This is a genomic window from Mycobacterium sp. OAE908 (genome assembly GCF_017872775.1).
GTDB lineage: Bacteria > Actinomycetota > Actinomycetes > Mycobacteriales > Mycobacteriaceae > Mycobacterium.
Window position 1 is genome coordinate 778,403 of record NZ_JAGGJL010000001.1, and the last position, 15,710, is coordinate 794,112.

19 protein-coding genes and 1 tRNA gene are annotated in these 15,710 nt (G+C 65.8%); 14 read left to right on the plus strand and 6 right to left on the minus strand.

The genetic code is table 11. The features are described 5' to 3' along the window. Positions 1-43 precede the first annotated feature (43 nt). From J3E61_RS03670 to J3E61_RS03690, 5 genes are all read left to right on the plus strand, one after another. The gene (locus tag J3E61_RS03670) at positions 44-835 is read left to right on the plus strand and encodes an SDR family oxidoreductase (protein WP_192723956.1); all 792 of its coding nucleotides are present in this window, start codon (positions 44-46) and stop codon (positions 833-835) included. Positions 836-846: 11 nt separating this feature from the next. Beyond that, positions 847-1,923, plus strand: a complete 1,077-nt coding sequence (locus J3E61_RS03675) for a diacylglycerol kinase (RefSeq protein WP_210082649.1) — start codon at positions 847-849, stop codon at positions 1,921-1,923. 30 nt (positions 1,924-1,953) lie between these two features. Beyond that, positions 1,954-2,238: a hypothetical protein gene (locus J3E61_RS03680; protein WP_192723958.1), complete on the plus strand. Its 285-nt coding sequence runs from the start codon at positions 1,954-1,956 to the stop codon at positions 2,236-2,238. Positions 2,239-2,276: 38 nt separating this feature from the next. Next, positions 2,277-2,522, plus strand: a complete 246-nt coding sequence (locus J3E61_RS03685; protein ID WP_210082650.1) for a hypothetical protein — start codon at positions 2,277-2,279, stop codon at positions 2,520-2,522. An 82-nt stretch (positions 2,523-2,604) separates the two neighbouring features. Next, entirely contained in the window at positions 2,605-3,831 is a 1,227-nt protein-coding gene (locus J3E61_RS03690; RefSeq protein ID WP_210082651.1) for an Nramp family divalent metal transporter, read from the plus strand. Here J3E61_RS03690 and J3E61_RS03695 read toward each other — a convergent pair. After that, positions 3,785-4,237, minus strand: a complete 453-nt coding sequence (locus J3E61_RS03695; RefSeq protein ID WP_210082652.1) for a PaaI family thioesterase — start codon at positions 4,235-4,237, stop codon at positions 3,785-3,787. The genes J3E61_RS03690 and J3E61_RS03695 overlap by 47 nt on opposite strands. 93 nt (positions 4,238-4,330) lie before the next feature. On the opposite strand from J3E61_RS03695, the gene J3E61_RS03700 reads away from it, so the two are divergent. Further along, the gene (locus J3E61_RS03700; RefSeq protein ID WP_210082653.1) at positions 4,331-5,401 is read left to right on the plus strand and encodes a poly-gamma-glutamate hydrolase family protein; all 1,071 of its coding nucleotides are present in this window, start codon (positions 4,331-4,333) and stop codon (positions 5,399-5,401) included. Continuing rightward, entirely contained in the window at positions 5,380-6,486 is a 1,107-nt protein-coding gene (locus tag J3E61_RS03705; protein WP_210082654.1) for a beta-lactamase family protein, read from the plus strand. The genes J3E61_RS03700 and J3E61_RS03705 overlap by 22 nt, the downstream gene beginning before the upstream one ends. A gap of 4 nt (positions 6,487-6,490) precedes the next feature. On the opposite strand, the gene J3E61_RS03710 is transcribed toward J3E61_RS03705, so the two are convergent. Together J3E61_RS03710 and J3E61_RS03715 are read right to left on the minus strand one after the other, a co-directional pair. Further along, the gene (locus tag J3E61_RS03710) at positions 6,491-7,837 is read right to left on the minus strand and encodes an amino acid permease (RefSeq protein ID WP_210082655.1); all 1,347 of its coding nucleotides are present in this window, start codon (positions 7,835-7,837) and stop codon (positions 6,491-6,493) included. Positions 7,838-7,848: 11 nt separating this feature from the next. Next, positions 7,849-9,432, minus strand: coding sequence for an amidohydrolase (locus tag J3E61_RS03715; RefSeq protein WP_210082656.1), 1,584 nt, complete (start codon positions 9,430-9,432; stop codon positions 7,849-7,851). Between the two features lie 52 nt (positions 9,433-9,484). Between J3E61_RS03715 and J3E61_RS03720 the strand changes: the two genes are divergently transcribed. Genes J3E61_RS03720 through J3E61_RS03730 form a run of 3 tightly spaced genes read left to right on the plus strand, consistent with a single transcriptional unit; the run spans position 9,485 to position 11,555 of the window. Further along, positions 9,485-10,276, plus strand: a complete 792-nt coding sequence (locus J3E61_RS03720; RefSeq protein ID WP_210082657.1) for a DUF1365 family protein — start codon at positions 9,485-9,487, stop codon at positions 10,274-10,276. A gap of 5 nt (positions 10,277-10,281) precedes the next feature. Further along, positions 10,282-10,845 (plus strand): ECF RNA polymerase sigma factor SigK, encoded by a 564-nt coding sequence (locus tag J3E61_RS03725; RefSeq protein ID WP_192723966.1) that lies wholly within the window; start codon positions 10,282-10,284, stop codon positions 10,843-10,845. Beyond that, positions 10,842-11,555 carry an anti-sigma factor gene (locus tag J3E61_RS03730; protein ID WP_210082658.1) on the plus strand — a complete coding sequence of 238 codons (714 nt, stop codon included), beginning with the start codon at positions 10,842-10,844 and terminating at the stop codon, positions 11,553-11,555. Before J3E61_RS03725 ends, J3E61_RS03730 begins: the two co-directional genes overlap by 4 nt. Here J3E61_RS03730 and J3E61_RS03735 read toward each other — a convergent pair. Continuing rightward, complete coding sequence (locus J3E61_RS03735; protein WP_210082659.1) at positions 11,552-12,643, minus strand: glutamate--cysteine ligase; 1,092 nt, start codon at positions 12,641-12,643, stop codon at positions 11,552-11,554. The two genes, J3E61_RS03730 and J3E61_RS03735, sit on opposite strands and share 4 nt — an antisense overlap. Positions 12,644-12,803: 160 nt before the next feature. On the opposite strand from J3E61_RS03735, the gene J3E61_RS03740 reads away from it, so the two are divergent. The 3 genes from J3E61_RS03740 to J3E61_RS03750 all read left to right on the plus strand — a co-directional run bounded on the left by J3E61_RS03740 (position 12,804) and on the right by J3E61_RS03750 (position 13,990). Next, on the plus strand, positions 12,804-13,625 hold the full coding sequence (locus J3E61_RS03740; RefSeq protein ID WP_210082660.1) for a TIGR03621 family F420-dependent LLM class oxidoreductase: 822 nt from the start codon (positions 12,804-12,806) through the stop codon (positions 13,623-13,625). A gap of 44 nt (positions 13,626-13,669) precedes the next feature. Next, a complete protein-coding gene (locus tag J3E61_RS03745; RefSeq protein WP_210082661.1) occupies positions 13,670-13,927 on the plus strand; it encodes an ANTAR domain-containing protein in 258 nt (85 codons plus the stop codon). Next, positions 13,918-13,990, plus strand: a tRNA-Arg gene (locus tag J3E61_RS03750). Before J3E61_RS03745 ends, J3E61_RS03750 begins: the two co-directional genes overlap by 10 nt. A gap of 12 nt (positions 13,991-14,002) precedes the next feature. Here the strand turns inward: J3E61_RS03750 and J3E61_RS03755 are convergent. Then, complete coding sequence (locus J3E61_RS03755; RefSeq protein ID WP_210085690.1) at positions 14,003-14,365, minus strand: hypothetical protein; 363 nt, start codon at positions 14,363-14,365, stop codon at positions 14,003-14,005. Between J3E61_RS03755 and J3E61_RS03760 the strand changes: the two genes are divergently transcribed. Further along, on the plus strand, positions 14,277-15,233 hold the full coding sequence (locus J3E61_RS03760) for an esterase family protein (protein WP_210082662.1): 957 nt from the start codon (positions 14,277-14,279) through the stop codon (positions 15,231-15,233). The two genes, J3E61_RS03755 and J3E61_RS03760, sit on opposite strands and share 89 nt — an antisense overlap. Here J3E61_RS03760 and J3E61_RS03765 read toward each other — a convergent pair. Beyond that, entirely contained in the window at positions 15,230-15,664 is a 435-nt protein-coding gene (locus tag J3E61_RS03765) for a hypothetical protein (RefSeq protein ID WP_210082663.1), read from the minus strand. The two genes, J3E61_RS03760 and J3E61_RS03765, sit on opposite strands and share 4 nt — an antisense overlap. Between the last annotated feature and the right edge of the window lie 46 nt (positions 15,665-15,710).

The following is a 15,710-nucleotide window of genomic DNA, read 5'->3' on the forward strand; positions in this document are numbered from 1 at the left end:
CAAGCCCTGCTAGCGTTCGCCCGGCAAGGGAAGAGAGGCACACGTGATTCTTGACAGGTTCAGGCTGGACGACCAGGTCGCGGTGGTGACTGGAGCGGGCCGCGGTTTGGGCGCAGCGATGGCCGTGGCATTCGCGGAAGTCGGTGCGGACGTTGTGATTGCCGCTCGCACGCAGTCACAGCTGGAGGAGGTCGCCGAGCAGGTACAAGCGGCGGGCCGCAAGGCACACATCGTCGTCGCCGACCTCGCGCATCCCGACGACACCGCCAAGCTGGCCGGCGAGGCGGTCGAGGCGTTCGGGAAACTAGACATCGTCGTGAACAACGTCGGCGGCACCATGCCGAACACCTTGCTGACGACGTCGGTCAAGGACATGAAGGACGCCTTCACCTTCAATGTGCTCACCGCTCACGCGCTGACGACCGCCGCGGTTCCGCTCATGCTGGAGCACTCCGGCGGCGGCAGCATCATCAACATCACCTCGACCATGGGCCGGTTGGCAGGCCGTGGTTTCGCCGCATACGCCACCGCCAAGGGTGCGCTCGCGCACTACACGCGGCAGGCCGCACTCGATCTCTGCCCGAAGATTCGGGTCAACGCGATCGCGCCGGGTTCGATCCTGACCTCTGCGCTCGACATCGTCGCCTCCAACGACGAACTGCGCGAGCCGATGGAAAAGGCAACGCCCATGCGACGACTCGGCGATCCGGCCGACATCGCCGCGGCCGCGGTGTATCTCTCCTCGCCTGCAGGCAGCTTCCTCACCGGCAAGGTGCTCGAGATCGACGGCGGGCTCAATATTCCGAATCTCGACCTGCCCATCCCGGACCTGTGAGGAGCTAGCTCATGACCATCAGAGTCGCGCAGATCGGCACCGGCAACGTCGGCCGCCATGCGCTCACCCAACTCATCAACGATCCGCGCTTCGAGCTCACCGGCGTGTGGGTATCCAGCGACGCCAAGGCCGGCAAGGACGCGGCTGAGCTTGCGGGCCTTGACAATTCGACGGGCATCGTTGCGACCACCGACCTCGACGCAGTGCTGTCGACCAATCCGCAGTGCGCCGTGTACACCGCGATGGCAGACAACCGCCTGCCCGAGGCGCTCGAGGACTACCGCAAGATCCTCGCCGCGGGCATCAACGTGGTCGGCAGTGCCGCCGTCTTCCTGCAGTACCCGTGGCAGACGCTGCCCGAGGAGCTGATCGCCCCGATCGAAGACGCCGCCAAGGCAGGCAACGCAAGCATTTTCATCAACGGCATCGACCCTGGCTTCGCCAACGACCTGGTTCCGCTCGCGCTGGCAGGCACCTGCCAGAGCATCGAGCAGATCCGCTGCATGGAGATCATCAACTACGACACTTACGACAGCGCGACGGTGATGTTCGACGTGATGGGCTTCGGCAAGCCGCTCGACGAGCTTCCGATGCTGTTACAGCCCGGTGTGCTGAGCCTGGCCTGGGGCTCGGTCGTCCGCCAACTCGCCGCGGGCATCGGCATCGAACTCGACGAGGTCAAGGAAACCTACGTCCGCGAACCGGCACCGGAGGACTTCGACATCGCGTCGGGCCACATCCCCAAGGGCAGCGCCGCGGCACTGCGGTTCGAGGTGCAGGGCATCAAGGACGGCAAGGTCGCCGTCGTGCTCGAACACGTCACCCGGTTGCGCGACGACCTGCGGCCCGACTGGCCGCAGCCCGCCCAGGAAGGCGGTTCGTACCGCGTCGAGGTGACCGGCGAGCCGTCCTACGCGTTGGACCTGTGCCTGAGCAGCCCCAACGGCGATCACAACCACGCTGGACTGGTCGCCACCGCCGCGCGAGTGGTCAATGCGATTCCCGCCGTCATCGACGCCGAGCCCGGTATCGCGACGACGTTGGACTTGCCCCTTATTACTGGAAAAGGGCTGTACGCTGGCGGATAACCCGGGGGTTTGCAAAAGAAGGGCTTGCCTATGCGGAGGACCAGGCACTTCACCCCGCTGATTGTCGCGGCAGGCGCCGCAGCGGCTTTGATTTCCGCGCCCGCCGCAATCGCCGATCCCGGCGATTCGTCCACCCTGCCGTCGTGCACCAGCGTCGGCGGCGTGACGGACATGGGCGCCGGGACGACCGAATGCGCCACACCCGGCAACGTTCAGCTGAACGCCACCCCGCCCGAACCGGATTACCCGTATCCGTGGGATGACGAGTTCTGGGGTCCGGCGTTGATCATCGGTGGCGGCGGGGGCCGTCGCTAGCCAAGTTGTTTTTCCGCGGCCCATTGAGGAGGCCAACAATGCGGACCAAGATTCGCTCTCTCACAACGCTTTCGGCGGCGGCTGTCGTTTGCACAGCCGTCGCGCTCGCACCGGTCGCCGCGGCCACACCGCAATGCACGACCACCGCTCCCAATACGACGCAGTGCCAGACGAACGGCAGCACTGCGATCGTCACCTCACCCCAGCAGAACAACTGGAACGGCGGCTGGCCGTGGTGGGGCGGTGGCGGCATCGTCATCGGCCTCGGCGGCTGGGGCTGGTAACGCCGCCCCGGCGCTAGCCCTTCCGAGAGGTTTCGGCTAACCTAACTTTTCTATTCGCAGCCCCGGATAGAGAGTGAGTTAGTTGATCCAAGACACCGCGCCACGGCTGCGGCCCAGCTGGTTGCTGCTTGGCCCTGCCTTCGTCGCGGCGATCGCGTACGTCGACCCCGGCAACGTCGCGGCCAACGTCAGCGCAGGCGCACAGTACGGCTTCCTCCTCGTCTGGGTCATCATCGTCGCCAACGTGATGGCCGGGCTGGTGCAATTCCTTTCGGCCAAGCTCGGCCTCGTCACCGGCCGCAGCCTGCCGGAAGCGGTCGGCGACCACACCCGCACCCCGACGCGCATCTGCTTTTGGCTGCAGGCCGAATTGGTCGCGGTGGCAACGGATCTCGCCGAGGTTGTCGGTGGCGCCATCGCCCTGCATCTGCTGTTCGATCTGCCGCTTCTGGTCGGCGGTGTCATCACTGGATTCGTGTCGCTGCTGCTGCTGGCCATCCAGAACCGCCGCGGCCAGCGCATGTTCGAGCGGGTGATCAGCGGGCTGCTGCTGGTCATCGCGATCGGATTCCTGACCAGCCTGTTCGTCGAGCCACCTGCCGTCGGAGAGGTGGCGGCCGGCCTACTGCCGCGGTTCGAAGGCGCCGAAAGTGTGCTGCTTGCGGCCGCCATGCTGGGTGCAACGGTCATGCCGCATGCCGTCTACCTGCATTCCGGGCTGGCCCGCGACCGGCACGGTCACCCCGAGCCGGGCAAGCAGCGCCGCTTGCTGTTGAAGGTGACGCGGCTGGACGTCGGACTGGCAATGCTGGTCGCGGGCGCGGTCAACCTGTCGATGTTGCTGGTGGCCGCCACCAACCTGCAGGGCCACGACGACACCGACTCGATCGAGGGTGCGCATGCCGCAGTGCGCGACACTCTCGGCCCGACGGTCGCGCTGTTCTTCGCAGTCGGGCTGCTGGCCTCGGGCCTGGCGTCGACGTCGGTGGGCGCCTACGCGGGGGCGATGATCATGCAGGGCCTGCTGCGCCGGTCGTACCCGCTGTTATTGCGACGGCTGGTCACGCTGATCCCGGCGCTGGCGATTCTGGCGATCGGCGTCGACCCGAGTCGTGCGCTGGTGTTGTCCCAAGTCGTGCTGTCGTTCGGGATCCCGTTCGCACTGATCCCGTTGGTGCGACTGACCAGCAACCGCACGCTGATGGGCGACGACACGAATCACCGTGTGACGACGGCACTCGGCTGGACGGTCGCCGCTGTGATCAGCCTGCTGAACGTGGTACTGATCTATCTGACCGTGCGTGGGTAGCCCTGCCCTGCACCGAGATTCGCGCGTAGGTCGCCGTAGAGCGAATGAGGACGCGGTCCTCCGCGTCGAACACCGAACACTCGGCACTCAGTAGCGTCCGGCCGTTGTGCACCATGGTGGCCTCGGCACGCAGCGGACCCTCGCGCGGTTGCCGGTAGTAGCGGACATGCATGTCGGTCGTCACGGTGGCCTCGGATTGATCGTCATAGCAGCCGACGAGGCAGGTGGCACACGCCGTATCCGCGAAGGTGGCAAGCATTCCGCCGTGAACCGTGCCTTCGAAGAGTCCACTGATGTCGTCGCTGATGGGCATGGACAGCACGATGAAGCCCGGCTTGTACTCCACGACGCTCATCCCCAGGTTCTTGTGAACCGGCGACCTGTGCAACAGCGCATCATCAATCATGGCGACCCCCCATAGGAATCGTGACATGCCCGACGGCCCCGTGGCCGTGGTTGCCGCAAAAGCCCAGGTCGCGCATCTGGGACAATGGAGGCAATGCGGGCAAGTCACACTTACTTCGCGTACGGGTCCAACCTGTGCGTGCACCAGATGGCGCGGCGGTGCCCTGGCGCGGTCAACCCCCGCCCCGCGAAGCTCGCCGATCACGACTGGCTGATCAACCAGCGCGGCGTCGCCACCGTCGAACCGTTCGACGGATCAGAGGTGCACGGCGTCGTGTGGCAGGTGACCGACCACGACCTGGCCACCCTCGACAGCGCCGAGGGCGTTCCGGTGCGATACCGCCGCGACCGGTTGGTCGTACACACCGACGAGGGCCCGGCCGAGGCATGGGTCTACATCGACCACCGCGTCGATCCCGGCCCGCCGAGACCGGGCTACCTGGAGCGCATCGTCGACGGCGCAGTGCACCACGACCTGCCCTTCCGCTGGATCGAGTTCCTGCGGCGCTGGGATCCGGCGAATTGGCCCATGCGTACTAGCAACCCGAATTCCGCTGCACCGCAGTCGCTTTCGGAACTGCTCGCCGACTCAGGTGTCATCGAGGACAGCACACTACGCTCGCGTTTCGGTTTCATGGCCATCCACGGCGGCGGACTGGAGCAGATGACCGACGTCATCGCCGAGCGCGCCGCAGACGCCGCCGACGCGTCGGTGTATGTGGTGCGCCACCCCGATCGCTATCCACACCATCTGTCGTCGGCTCGCTACCGCGCTGAGGAATCCGAGCGGCTGGCCGAATTCCTCGACCACGTCGAGGTTGTCGTGTCACTGCACGGGTATGGCCGCATCGGCCGCAGCACACAACTGCTCGCCGGTGGACGCAATCGCGAGCTCGCAAACCACCTCGCCCAACACGTCGACGTGCCTGGCTACCAAGTCGTCACGGACCTCGACGCGATCCCCCGCGAGCTGCGCGGCATGCATCCCGACAACCCCGTCAACCGGGTCCGCGGCGGGGGCACGCAACTCGAGCTGACCCCGCGAGTGCGCGGCATCAGCCCCCGTAGCGGCCTTCCTGGCGACGACGGTCTGACGCCTGCGACGTCGAAGTTGGTGCAGGGCCTGGTCGCGACCGCGCGGTCGTGGCCACTAGTCTCGACGTAGTGCGCATCCCGAGTCTCGGTGCCATCCTTCTTCTCGTCACACTGACTGCTGCATGCGGCCAGCCCAGCCACGGCGTCAGCGACGCGTTGCGTCATGCGGTGACTCAGAATCAGTTGTCCGGCGGCGTCGCCGTCGTCCGCGACGACAACCTCACGCGATCGTCGGCCGGATACGCCGACATCGACGGCAGGACGACCTTTGCGCAGCGCACCCATATCCGGACTGCGAGTATCACGAAAACCTTTGTGGCTGCGGCGATTCTACAGCTCGTCGCCGAAGGCAGGGTCAGCCTCGACACGCCGATCGAGACCTACCTGCCCGGCAGGATCCGGGGCCGGGGCATCGACGCGCACGCCATCACCGTGCGTCAGCTGCTCCGCCACCAGAGCGGTTTGCCCGAATACTTCGACGCCGACACCCCGATACCAACCGAACCCGTGACCGGCGACCAACTGCTCGACGCCGCACTGAAGCGCCCCGCGCAGTTCGCACCTGGCGCCGCGATCCGATACACGAACACCAATTACGTCGTCGCCGGCCTGCTGATCGAGAAGCTGACCGGTCGCCCCGCGGCCGAGGAGGTCACCCGTCGGATCATCACGCCGCTGGGACTGTCCGACACGTACTTCCCGGCGGCCGGTGACACCGGGCTGCGCGCCCCGTTCGCGCACGGCTACGAAGCGGTCGACGGAAAGCGCAAGGACGTAACGAATTTCAACGCCTCGGCGGCGGGCATGGCAGGCTCGCTCGTCTCAACGGGCGAGGACACGTCGGCATTCATGACGGCCTTGCTGGACGGCCGAGTCGTCCCCGCTGCGCAACTGCGCGAGATGATGGACACGGTCGACTGGCCCGCCGCCGGGCCTGGCTTTCACTACGGTTTGGGCCTCACCGGCATCGACCTGGACTGCGGAGTGAGGGTGTGGGGGCACGGCGGAGACATCGAGGGCTTCCACAGCCTGATGGCGAAAGCGTTTGCCGGGCCTGCCGTTTCGATAACCTTCACTCAAGCGCCGCCGGAGACCGAGATGCTCTCCGACGACCCGAGGGCCGCAGTGCTGGACTCGGTTTACTGCGCCAAGTAGCCGGCTACTCCTCCAGTTCGAGCACAGGTGTCGGTCGCTGGAAGCCGCGCGTCACCCACAACAGCCACAGGAACCCGAGCGCGAACCAGATCAATCCCACCACCAGAGCAAAGCCAGACAGGCTGAACCACAGCCAGACCGTCAGGCCAAAGCCGATCAACGGCAACACGGCGTTGTTGAAGAAGCCGCCGCCGCGCTCGCCCGCGTCTATGAAGTAGTGCTTGAACACGGTGAGGTTAACAGCTGAGAATGCAACCAGCGCACCGAAACTGACGATGGAGGCAAGCGCATCCAGGTGGAACCAGATCGCGCCAAGTGAGATCACCGAGACGACCAGGATCGCATAGGTCGGGGTGGTAAATCGCTGTGGAATGTGCCCGAACACCCGCCGAGGCAGGATCCCGTCGCGCCCCATCGCGTAGAGGATTCGCGCGACGGACGCCTGCGACGTGATCGCCGACCCGAGGGCGCCTGCAACGTAGGCGGCGGTGAAGAACGTCGACAAGAACTGCCCGCCGGCCGTCTTCATCACATCCAGGGAACCGGAGTCGACATCCGCGAATTGATTGGACGGGAAGACCAATTGCGACACATACGAGAGGATCACGAAGATCACACCCGCCGTGACCGTGGCGATCATGATCGCGCGCGGCACACTGCGCGTCGGCTCGTTTGCCTCTTCGGACAACGTCGACACCGCGTCGAATCCAAGGAACGACAGGCACAAAATCGCGGCACCCGCGAGTATCGGGCTCAGCCCGGTCGCACTTCCGTCGCCAGTGAACGGAGCCATCAAATCGACTGTGCCACTGTGCGATACCGTCACCAGCGCAAGGACCACGAACACCCCGATGAACACCGCCTGCAGCGCGATGATCAGCAGATTGGCCCGCGCCACCGAGACGATACCGACGATGTTGAGCACGGTGACGATGGCAATGGTGATCAGGACGAACACCCAAGCAGGGATGGCTGGGATCGCGGCATTGAGGTAGATGCCGATGACGAGGTAGTTCAGCATCGGCAACAGCAGGTAATCCAGCAACAGGGACCAGCCGGCCAGGAAGCCGATCGGCGCGCCGAATGTTCTCTGCGTGTATGCGTAGGTCGAACCCGCCACCGGGTAGACGGCGGCCATCCGGGCGTACGACCGAGCGGTGAACACCATCGCAGCCAATGTCACCAGATATGACACGGCCAGCCGGCCGCCGCTGGCCTGCACGACGATTCCGTACGTGGTGAACACCGTCAGCGGAACGATGTACACCAGCCCGAACAGAACTAGTGACGGCACACCCAGGACGCGGCGCAGGTGACCTTCGCCCGGCGGGGCCGACGACACTGTCGACATGGCAATCCCTTTCACACAGCGGCCGAGTAGACCGACTTTCCTGACAGATACGTGGCGCGGATGCCGACGTCCGGCAGTTGCTCCGGTGGCGTCCTCCGCGGATCGGCATCCAACCACACCAAGTCCGCGCTGGCGCCGGGCACGATTGCGCCCCAATGCCCTTCGGCAAAGGCCTGTTTGGCAACACCAGCGGTGTACGCGCTCAGCGCGTGCTCGACCGTGAGGAGCTCCAGCGGTGTCCACCCACCCCGTGACACGGCAACCGCGATCCCGTCCAATGGCGCGCCCGAAGACACCGGCCAGTCCGAGCCGAAGGCCAGCGGCGCGCCCGACTCGACGAGACTGTGCATGCGGTACTGCTTCTCGCTGCGGTCGGGACCGAGCCGGGGGATCGTCAGCTCGACCATCAACGGATCCAGTTGCGCCCACAGCGGTTGCATGTTGGGTATCACGCCCAGCGCCGCGAACCGATCCAGGTCGGCATCATCAACCAACTGCGCGTGGGCGATCACCGGCCGCCGGTCGCGTTTTCCATTGGTGTTGACCACATACTCGATCGCGTCGAGTGCCTGGCGCGCCGCCGCATCACCGATCGCGTGAATGTGGATCTGAAAGCCGAGCTCGTCGACGGCGCGTGCGGCCTCGGCAAGGTTGTCCCACACCTGCATGCCGTGGTTGTGCAGGCTTCCGCAATACGGCGCGAGCAGCGCTCCGGTCTCGTTCTCGATCACGCCGTCGGCGAAGAACTTGACGGTGTTCGCGGTCAGCAGTGGTGACGCGGCGGCCTGCACCCGGCGACGCGCGTCGACGAACTGCTCGAGTTGCGCGTCGAAATACCGCGGGTCGGCATAGAGGCCGAGGTTGAACCGGATGTCGAGGGCATCCTGTTGTGCGGCGGCCAAATACGTGTCCACGTCGGCGGGCTCGACCCAGGCGTCCTGCACCCACGTCACGCCCGCGGCCAGGTAGTACTGGGCGGCCGTGCGCAGCGCCCCGACGCGGACCTTGGCGTCGCGTTCCGGCAGCACCTTGAAGACCAGATCGACGGCGCCCCACTCTCGCAACGTGCCGAGCGGCGTGCCGTCCTCGCGACGCGGAATCTCGCCGAGCTCCGGGTCAGGGGTATCGGCATCGATGCCCGCCCGCTGCAGGGCGACGCTGTTGCACCACACGGTGTGGTAATCCCACGCGCGCAGCACGACGGGCCGGTCGGGCACAGCGGCGTCGAGCCACCGCGCATCGAAAAGCCCGCCAGGCGCCATGCTGCTCTCGTAGGAGGCGCCCACAATCCATTCGTCGTCGGGATGATCGGCGGCGAATCGCTTCACCTCGGCGACGATCTCGTCGACCGAGGTGCATGGCCGCACCTGCGGCCCGACCGCCTCGAGTCCACCGGGCAACGGATGGGCATGACCATCGCCGAAGGACGGCATCAGGAAGCCGCCGTCGAGGTCAACATGAGCGCCTTCGTCGGCCCTGGCGCGTGCGGCTTCGCCGAGCGCCTGCACCCTTCCGTCGACCACTAACAAGGCGTCGCTTTGCGTCCCGTTGACGCCGGTCCAGATCGTTCCGCCATCAAAGAACGTCGAAGACACTCGGGGAACGTACCGCACCAATCCGCGCGCCGCGCGGTTCCGAATACCTGCTGTGGAACGCTTCTCGACCCCGGCGCTGTACCGGACCAGGATCACGCATTTGCGCCGCGCTCCGGTGCACCATTACTTCGAGCACCGCGGCTACTGCTGGTATGTCGACGTGGACCGATTGCCCACGCTGCCGCGCTGGCTGCGGCCGTTCGCCAGGTTCGGGCCCGACGCTCATTTTGACGGTGAGCCTGACGATTCGCTTCGCAGGCGCCTCGATGGATTCTTGGCTCGACAGGGCGTCGACTTACGTGGCGGCCGCATCACCGCGCTCCTGCAGGCCAATGTGCTGGGACACGCGTTCAACCCAGTGACGCTGTACTGGTGTCACGACGTCGATGACGCGCTGCGGCACGTGGTGGTCGAGATGCACAACAGCGCCGGTGGGCGACACGCGTACTTGCTGCCACCAACCTCGGAGTCACCGGCGATGGTGACCAAGAAGCTGCCCATGTCACCGTTCAACGGGACCGATGGCTACTACCTGGTGCGAGCGCCGCAGCCGGGCAACGATTTGGATGTGATGGTGTCGTTGCACCGCGCGAATCAACCGGCATTCGTGGCGACGCTGCGGGGAACCCGACGTGCTGCCACGATTCCCGAGATCGTGTGGCTGCAATGTATTGCGCCGCTGGCGCCTCGGATTGCCGCCGCGGAATACCGGCTTCAGGCCCTCACATTACGGCTGCGGCGCGTACCATTAGCGAGCGCCAGAAACCGGACTAACGAAACTACTTCTGGCTCAACCCTTTTCGAGACCAGTGCCCCGAGATCGTCATTCTCGTGCCGTTATTGACGCCCGTGGCTAGGCTACCGTTCGTGACCGCCGAACTCGACGCGCTGTTGCGCCGGGTGGCCCACCGGGACGCCGATGCGTTTGCCACCTTCTATGACCGCACCCGCGCCAGGGTGTTCGGCCTGGTCACTCGCGTCCTGCGCGACCCCGGCTACAGCGAGGAGACCACGCAGGACGTCTACCTGCAGGTGTGGCGAACCGCCGACAGGTACGACCCGGCCGCCGGCTCGCCGCTGGCCTGGCTGCTGACGCTGGCGCACCGGCGCGCGGTCGATCGGGTGCGTTCCGAGCAGGCAGCAGGCCAACGCGAATCGCGCTACGGCGCCGCCAACGTCGACCCGCCTTCGGATCAGGTCGCCGAATCGGTCATCCTCAGCGACGAGCGGCGCCAGGTCACCGACTGTCTTGGCTCACTGACCGACGCGCAGCGCGAGTGCATCCAGCTCGCCTATTACGACGGATTGACGTATGCCCAAGTGTCGGAACGGTTGTCGGCAAATCTTGCGACGATCAAGTCACGGATGCGCGATGCCATCCGCGGCCTGCGCAGGTGTTTGGGGGCGGCATGACCGAACCACTTGATCCCGATCTGATCGCGCTCGCGACACCGTACGCGTTGCACGCGGTGCCCGATGCCGAACTGGCCGAGATCGAGCGGCGCGTCGCCGCCGCTCCCCCGGACGTCGCGCAGGCGTTCGCCGACGAGGTGCGCGCCGTCCGGGAGACGATGGCCGTGGTGTCGGCGGCCACTGCAGTCGAGCCGCCGGATCATCTGCGGGCGAGCCTGTTGGCCGAAGTGAGCAGCGATCCAGTGCGGGCGCTTGGCCGGAGGATCAACCGCTGGCAGACGATCGGACTGGCCGCGGCCGCCGCGGTGATCATCGGCCTCGGCGCATTGGGAGTTGGCATCGCGTTGCAGCCGAAACCGACACCGTCGACTGCCGAGGAGGTTTTCGCCGCCCCGGACGTGCGGACGGTATCCGGGGAGATTCCCACCGGCGGAACCGCGACGGTCGTGTTCTCCCGCGAGAAGCACGCCGGTGTGCTCGTGATGAACAACGTCGCACCGCCTGCGCCAGGCACCGTCTACCAGATGTGGCTGATCGACGACAAAGGTGCGAAGTCGGCGGGCACGATGGACGCCAAAAACGTTGCGCCGTCAACCACTGCGGTGCTGCCCGACCTCGGCGACTCGCGGACGCTGGCGTTCACCGTCGAGCCGCCGGGCGGCTCAACGCAGCCGACCAGCGCGCCGTTCGCCAAGCTCACGCTGGCTTAAGACAAGGTGGCGGCAGCCAACTCGGCGATGACGTCCCTCACGTCGTGTCGTCGACGCCACGCGCGCCGCTGCCGCATCGCGCCGTTGCCGTCGCGGTCCAGGCGCGCCAGCGCACTGTTCACCGTTTGGTAGTCGCCGACGTCTTCCAGTGCCGGTCTGATGTGATCGACCATGCGCTGCAACAACTCTCGGGCCGGAACGGGCGCGTGGCTGTCGAGCAGGTCGATCGCCTCGCCTTCCATGCCGTCACGAGCCGACTTCCAGTAGGCCGCCTTGAGTGCGTGCGGCGACAGCGGCGGACTCGGCTCACCGCGGCGGTCGTCCTCTAGCGCGGTCATCACGCTGCCCCGAATCAGCATGGCCAGCAATACGGTTTCTTCCGCCGTTGCGGGTACATCGGCGACGCGCACCTCAACGGTAGGGAACGTGGCCGACGGCCGGACGTCCCAATAGACCATCCCGTCGTCGAGCGCCGCTCCCGCCTGACGCAGCATCCGCACCATGCCGTCATACTCGTCGACCGAATCGAAATGCGGTGGCGGACCGGCACTGGGCCAGCGCGCCCACACGATGCTGCGCCAACTCGCATAGCCGGTGTCGGCGTCGCGGTACACCGCGGAGTTGGCGGTCAGCGCCAGCAACAGCGGCAGCCATGGCCGCAGCCGGTTGCTCACCCGCACGGCGACTTCCCGACTGGGCACGGCGACATGCACGTGCGCGCCACAAATGCCTTCCTCGGCGATCCGCCCGAACTTCTCCGCGATTTGCCGATACCGCGGGCTGTCGGTGATCGGAAACTCGTGCGGCCGCGTCGGCGGCAGCGCGGCGGCAAGTAGTTGCGCGCCGCTGGACTCGGCGGCTTCGGCGGCGGTGCGCCGCAGCCGGGTCAGCTCCTCCAACAGATCGGCACTGCCGCCGACCACCGCGCTGGTCGTCTCGATCTGACAGCTCGTCAGCTCGAGCTGCAACTTGACGCCATGCTCGGCGGCGTGACTGGCGACAGCCTTGTTCACGGCGACGGGTTCTCCGGTCGTCGGGTCGACGAGAAGAAACTCTTCCTCGACGCCAAAGGTGGGGTGGCTGGCCATGATGACGATATTGATCCGGCCCGTCGGAGTTCTCTCACGACGGGCCGGATCTGGCGGTAAGTCCTTCTGCTCTGAGACCTCGGGATTCGAGGTCGGCGGATCATGTTTGCCCACTGGCGGCCGCCGCCAAACAAAAATGTCGGCTGCCTAGGATCGTGAAATGGTCAAGGACTTTCGATTCGGTGTGGGTCTGACAGCGGTACGCAGTCGAGGCACGCTCGAGGACAACGCGCGCCGCGCCGAGGACATGGGGTACGACGTCCTGCATATGGCCGATCACCTCTACACGACGGCCCCGTTCCCGATGCTGACCGCGGTTGCGATGGTGACCGAGCGATTGCGCATCGGCACCTTCGTGCTCAACGCGGGGTTCTACCGACCCGCTCTTCTCGCCCGCGATGTCACCTCACTTCGCGACCTCTCCGGTAACCGCTTCGAGCTGGGCCTCGGCACCGGATACAACGAGGTCGAATTCGAGCAGGCCGAGCTGCCTTACCCGAGTGCGGGCAAGCGCGTCGACTGGCTACGTCACGTGACCAAGCACTTGAACGAAAACGTGCCCGATGTGCCGATTCTCATCGCGGGCGACGGCGACAGAGTGCTCACGCTCGCTGCACAGCGCGCCCACATCATCGGCCTCCAAGGTGGCGCCCCCGTGACCGCGGACAACGATCCGCTCGCCGACCGAATCGCATTCGTGCGCGACGCAGCAGGCGATCGCTTCGACGAACTCGAACTCAATATTTCGGTCACGGCGATGCCGACCGACGATTCGGGCACAGCTGACCTGACGATCCCCCGACGCTTCCTGCCCCATCTGTCCGACGAGGAGTTGTTGCGGGCGCCGTCGGTACTGTCCGGCTCGACCAAGGACATGGCGGACACCATCCGGGGCTACCGCGACACCTACGGCATCACCTACATCACCGTCCAGCAGCCGCATACGGAGGCGTTCGCGAAGGTGATCGCCGAGCTGCGCTGAAGATCCGGTTTGATCTTGTTCGTGCCGGGAATCGCAATCCCGTCATGGACGATGCCAGGATGCTGGACCGCGCGGAGGGCGTGCTGATGGCGCTGAGGCGCTGCACGATCGACGCCGCGTTCGCCGAGATCGTGCAGGCTTCGAAGCGTCATCGGATCCCGACGTTGCGCATCGCCTCGGCGCTCGTCGCACTGGTTCTGGGCGCGCCGCCGGACGACGACGCCACCGCCGCCGCCCGATACGAGTGGGGCACGCTCCTCGAATCCCTACCGGTAAGCTCCGAGCGGGTCACGCCCTCGTAGCTCAGGGGATAGAGCACGGCTCTCCTAAAGCCGGTGTCGCAGGTTCGAATCCTGCCGGGGGCACTTTGTGGCACTTCAGGCCATCTTTTTGTGGCGGCCCGAATCGTTCACGCCGGCACCGGAGAGAGCGATCTCGCCGGCTGTTCCATTAACCGGCGAGACCTGAGTCGGCGCGGGATGGCCGACCACCTCGCGAAACCTGTCCTCGACGCTACGCTTCTCATCGCCTCGGACGCGAGAGGGCCCGAGCTCGGTATCGGCTGTGAGCCCGCTGACCGGCAACTTCGGGTTTTCGCAGAACTTCCCGCATTTCGAATAAGCCGCTGACTCCAAGGCGTTCGGCGTTGGTGTGAAGATCTTTGGAAAACGGCTGACGATCGCCGCGCTGGCGGCGTCCATGATCTGGGCCGCAGTCAGTGTGACCGGCAGCGTCGGCATCGCCTCTGCGTTTTCTCGCCCCGGCCTTCCAGTCGAATACCTGATGGTGCCGTCGCCGTCCATGGGACGCGATATCAAGGTGCAATTCCAGGGCGGCGGCAAGCACGCCGTGTACTTGCTTGACGGCCTACGCGCACAAGACGACTACAACGGCTGGGACATCAACACCTCCGCGTTCGAGTGGTTCGACCAATCCGGGCTGTCGGTCGTGATGCCGGTGGGCGGGGAGTCCAGCTTCTATTCAGACTGGTATCAGCCTGCCGTCGGCAACGGCGGAACGTCGACATACAAGTGGGAGACGTTCCTGACACAGGAACTGCCCGCCTGGCTTTCGGCCAACAAAGGCATCAGCCCCAATGGCAATGCCGCAGTTGGGCTTTCGATGTCTGGATCCGCGGCGTTGATCCTTGCCGCCTACCACCCGCAGAACTTCGCCTATGCCGCTTCGCTGTCCGGTTTCCTCAACCTCTCCAACGGAATCTGGCCGACGCTGGTCGGTTTCGCGATGAACGACGCCGGAGGCTTCAACGCCGGCGCCATGTGGGGCCCATCCAGCGATCCCGCGTGGGCACGCAACGATCCCACGGTTCAGGTCGGCAAGCTCGTCGCAAACCACACCCGTATTTGGATCTACGCCGGAAACGGAACGCCGTCCGACCTCGGCGGCGCCAACGTGCCCGCGGAGTTCCTCGAAAACATGTTGCACCAGAGCAACGTCGACTTCATGAACGACTACCAGGCCGCGGGCGGCAACAACGCGACCTTCAACTTCCCCGACAACGGCACGCACGACTGGCCGTACTGGGGTGCCCAATTGCAGGCCATGAAACCCGACCTGCAGCGCGTGGTGGGTGCCGACGCCACTTAGCCCAATGCGGCTGGATCTGCAGTGACGTAGCAGCGACGGGTGTTCGTCATGATCAGCACTTCGGAGACGGCGGACTTGTCGATGCCGGGAAACTCGAACAACCGCAACTCGCCGGGGCCGAGCACGGCGCGTTGGGCCTGATCGATTCCCGTTCTCGTGCGCACCAGGACCGTGACGGGTGCCGTGTCATCGGTCCAATGCGTGACGACGATGCCTGCGCCGAAGGGATCCGTTCCCCAGGCATCTGCTGCGGGGCACGGCGGGTCACCGTCGTCGTTGGGTGGTAACGCGACCGGAGCGCGAATCGCGGCTGCCACGGTCGTCGCCTCTACAGTTGGCATCGGCTGCAAGGGCTGCGTCGCGGACTTCGGCCCGCAGGCGGCCGCCGCGACGACCGCCGCACCGACCACGACACACATTCCGACGCGCACCACGCCACCTCGCATCTTCTGATGCGAGGGGCATACCCGTTGACGT